Raw genomic sequence first — 4,045 nt, forward strand, 5'->3', positions numbered from 1 at the left:
TTCATTATCAGCCAGAATTATACTGAGCAGAGTCTTACAACCTCGGTACGATTATTGGAAGAGACCTTTTTTATCTATGATGCTGCTTATGAGCCCGCTCTGAAGGCAGCCATGACTGAGTATTACCGGGAGTTTAACTCATCCGGCTATGAACCGGAAGAAGTGGATCTTCAGGGTTTGAAGTCAAAAATTCAGGAAGATATCAGTTCACAGGTTGACCTGTATATAATAAATGATGAGGGCGTGGTCATCAGAAGCACTGATGAGTCTGAAATTGGTTTGGATTTTAAGAAATATCCCGGATTTTATAAGAACCTTACAACCATACGTCTTGGAGATACCTATGCATCTGATACCATTGTAAGGGCTATCGGGAGTGGGGAGTTCAGAAAGTATGGGTATCGTCCGACCCCCGATCACCGGTATGTTCTGGAACTCTCATTGAATGTTGATGACCTGATAAGTAACGTGAATCTCTCTTCATTTTCCACCATATCTAACACCTACACCCAGAATGTTCCTGGTATAAAGTCTGTCTTTGTGTTTGGAAAACTTGCCTTATACAATAATGATCCCGTAGCCGGTCTCCAACATCCTGATCACTACCTTATCCCATATACAGAGCGGAGTGACAGGCTTCAGAATATTAATACAACTTTTACAACAAGGGGTAGTATCTATAAAACAGAGCCTGGAACAACAGAATCTCGAAAGTATATTTATGTACCTTCTCCTGAAACATCTGCTCCCTCATTTTCTGAACTAGGTCAGGTTATTGAGATCACATATGATATGCAAAATCTCCGGAATCAGCAGAAGAGTGCTTTTCTAACATATCTAGCCGGGGTTATCTGTTGTATCATTATAGTCATTCTGGTCGCATTTGTGGTAACCCGTTACATCACTCATCCGATTGACCAGATTGTGGCAGATATTGAGATCATATCAGACGGTGCTTATGATCACCCGATTTCTCACACCCATGGATTTGAGTTCGGGCGTCTTGAAGCCAGTATTGGAAAGATGGTTCACCGTCTTAAAGATGACATCATCAGTATCAGGCAAAAGTCAGAAGATCTGGATCGAGAACTTGGGCAGCGAGTCGCTGCAGAGGAATTGCTTCGGTCAGCTAATCGGAAATTGAATCTTCTTTCAAGCATCACACGTCATGATATTCTCAACCAGATCTCAGTAATAACGGGAGCTCTTGACCTGCTTTCTGAAGAGAGTAGTAGCCAGTATCTTATTGGAATTATCCAGCGTTCTGTCACAAATATTCATAAACAGATCTCATTTACAAAGTTGTACGAACTGATGGGTTCACATCAACCGATATGGCAGCGGATGTCAGATATGGTTATTCATGCCAGAGAAGGTATCACTCTCCACGGAGTGAAGATAGAGGACAATGCCGGGTCACTTGAGATCTACGCTGATCAGATGGTGAATCGTGCTATCTTTAACCTCTTTGAGAATGCAGTCCGACATGGTGGTGAAGTATCATGTATTACTCTTGAGTTCATTTCTTTAGGCAAAGAGGGCATTCTGGTGATCGCCGATGATGGATATGGTGTACCGGTTGGTGAAAAGGAGAAGATCTTTATCCGGGGATATGGCTCCAATACCGGGCTTGGGCTCTTCCTGGTCAGAGAAATCCTTCTTATAACCGGAATGACCATAAAGGAGAACGGGATTGCCGGTTCAGGTGCGAGATTTGAGATACATATCCCTGAAGGTGCATGGCGTACATCAGATGATGGAACCCCTTGAACTCAAGGAAAAAGCCTATATTATCATTTTTGAAAAGGTCTTATTTTTATCCTTCCACATTGCTCGATAATTATCCCTGAGTCTTCTGATGAAGACGTAGTACTCTCCTTGATGTTTTTTCTCACAGATATCGAGGAGTATCTTGGCAACTTCATTGTTGCTATTGGGTTTGGGTTAAGTCTGGATGAGATTGGTTGATTATCAGAAGATATGCGTGCAGCCGTTATCCAAGATTACTCTATGTGGTGGCCCATATAATCTATCACAAATTCCCTTTATCTGGGAAACCTCTCTTCTTTTGAGGATACCATAGACCTTTATGTTCTGCTCGCAGAGATTATCCAGCGAACCGATAGTCTCACCCTTTGTCCAGTCTCCATTGGCAAACAAGTGTTTGTGGGACAGTTCTTGGAGCGGGTTATGAATAACCGGAAATTATTTGTCGGCAATCTTACGTATTCAGTTAGGGAAGGACAACTGAAGACGTTGTTCTCCAGGTTTGGAGAGGTTATTAGCGTCAGGGTTTTGGAGAAGAAGGGATACGGGTTTGTGGAGATGGGGACAGATGAGCAGGCCAGAGCAGCCCGTGAAGCCCTGAGTGAAACTGAGTTTGAAGGTCGTAATCTGCTAATCGATGGCGTCAGACCACCTATGAAGTCAAGAAAGGGTTCATCAAAGCCAGGTCAGAGAGAAAGCTCCCGTGGTTCACCCTCAAGGTCTGGTTCCCGTCCATCTAAACCAGGATCCGGGTCTGGGTATCATGACCGGAGGCCGGGTCAGTCCCCAAACAGGTCAGGAAGACCTGGTCAGCGTTCATCACCTGCAAGAAGGCCATCAATGCCATCAAGACGTAACAATGGACCAGGAACCCGGAGATCCTGATTGTTAAAAAACCACATTTTTGGTTCTTTTCAGTTCTAGTGACTGTCAAACTGCCTGACTACCTCTGGGAGGCAGGTCACGACTCCCCTGATTCCTGAAACTGTAAGGGTCATGAGAATAGCATCAACGACCTCTTCCTTGGTTGCGCCCATTTGCTTAGCCATAGGAATATGTGCCCGTACTGCTCCATCGTCGCCAGCAGCTGCTTTCATGGCGATATAGATGAGTTGTTTTGTCTTTCCGTCGAGACCGCCTGACCCAGCAACTGCCATTATAAGGTTGTTAAAAGCAACAGCAACTTCAGGTGCTTCCTGCTGGAATAATGCCATAGGGTTTTTATCCATAAAAGGTATAGAACCCACTAGATAATCAGTTCATTCATGATTATTTGCTCAGGTTTAGTCGGTATTTTTTTACAATGATTCCCGAATCTGTAGAAGTTTTTTCTGTAATATCAAACGCTAATCCAGTGACTACACCTTCTGCGTAGTATGAGTGTGGGCCAAATTCCTCACTACCAATGGCAAAAACGATACTTTTGTCTCGTTTTCTGCGCCTACCAGCCCGGTTGAGAAGCTGATGGGAAAGATAAGAAATATTACCTGGATCGATGTCAATGATGATGAGGTATCCCTGGATGCCGTGAAAGATGCCGAATTGTATGTATCAAACAGATCATGCATCATGAATCCTTGGATGATACCCTATTTTTCATGGATCTTTTAGGACATTATTGAGAGATCGCGTAATTTTCGAGACTTTTCCTGGTTTGTCTGGTAGAATTAATTCGACAGCCAGATATCTGTAAACTATAGATACTCTATCTATGGGAGAGAGACTGGCAGGTGAACCTGACCTGATCTCACCGCAGATACTGATTACTCTTGTTCAGGTTATTCAGAAAGCTGCTTTTATTGATAATCAGCCGGTGGATCTAGGGGATGGGTCCCTCCTAACAGCAACAGAGATTCATCTGATTGATATGGCCGGAAGATACCCTGGTGATACGATTTCCGATCTATCTGTACGCATGGGTGTTACAAAAAGTGCGGTATCCCAGATGGTTCAAAAACTGGTAGTGAAAGGGTACCTCATTCGCTGTCGTGAAGAAGGCAACCGGAAAAATATCTGTCTGCACCTTACCCAAAATGGGAAAAAGGCCTTTGCATGGCACAAATCTCTCCATTCAAATGTTGATGAGCAGATCATTTCATTTCTGTCTGCGCTGTCAGAACAAGAACGTAAGATCCTGCTTGAACTTCTTGAAAGACTTAAGGCAACAATTGATCACTCCCTTCTAATTCGCGATGACCATATCCAAAGTTTTCTGTTATCGTATAATTTAGAAACCTCTTAATTTCCTTTAGCATTGTTGTGTTCTTTTCTGCAATTT

At 43.4% G+C, this 4,045-nt stretch carries 4 protein-coding genes; 3 read left to right on the forward strand and 1 reads right to left on the reverse strand.

The annotated features are described in order from the left end of the window. The coding region (locus VN429_RS01245; protein ID WP_325628938.1) for a HAMP domain-containing sensor histidine kinase at nucleotides 1–1,770 on the forward strand (1,770 nt) is incomplete at its 5' end. Nucleotides 1,771–2,190: 420 nt separating this feature from the next. After that, on the forward strand, nucleotides 2,191–2,652 hold the full coding sequence (locus VN429_RS01250) for a hypothetical protein (protein WP_325628940.1): 462 nt from the start codon (nucleotides 2,191–2,193) through the stop codon (nucleotides 2,650–2,652). Nucleotides 2,653–2,687: 35 nt separating this feature from the next. On the opposite strand, the gene VN429_RS01255 is transcribed toward VN429_RS01250, so the two are convergent. Next, nucleotides 2,688–2,996 (reverse strand): carboxymuconolactone decarboxylase family protein, encoded by a 309-nt coding sequence (locus VN429_RS01255; RefSeq protein WP_325628942.1) that lies wholly within the window; start codon nucleotides 2,994–2,996, stop codon nucleotides 2,688–2,690. Between the two features lie 482 nt (nucleotides 2,997–3,478). Between VN429_RS01255 and VN429_RS01260 the strand changes: the two genes are divergently transcribed. Further along, complete coding sequence (locus VN429_RS01260) at nucleotides 3,479–4,009, forward strand: MarR family winged helix-turn-helix transcriptional regulator (RefSeq protein WP_325628944.1); 531 nt, start codon at nucleotides 3,479–3,481, stop codon at nucleotides 4,007–4,009. Nucleotides 4,010–4,045: the final 36 nt, after the last annotated feature.

The organism is Methanospirillum sp., assembly GCF_035560735.1.
Lineage (GTDB): Archaea > Halobacteriota > Methanomicrobia > Methanomicrobiales > Methanospirillaceae > Methanospirillum.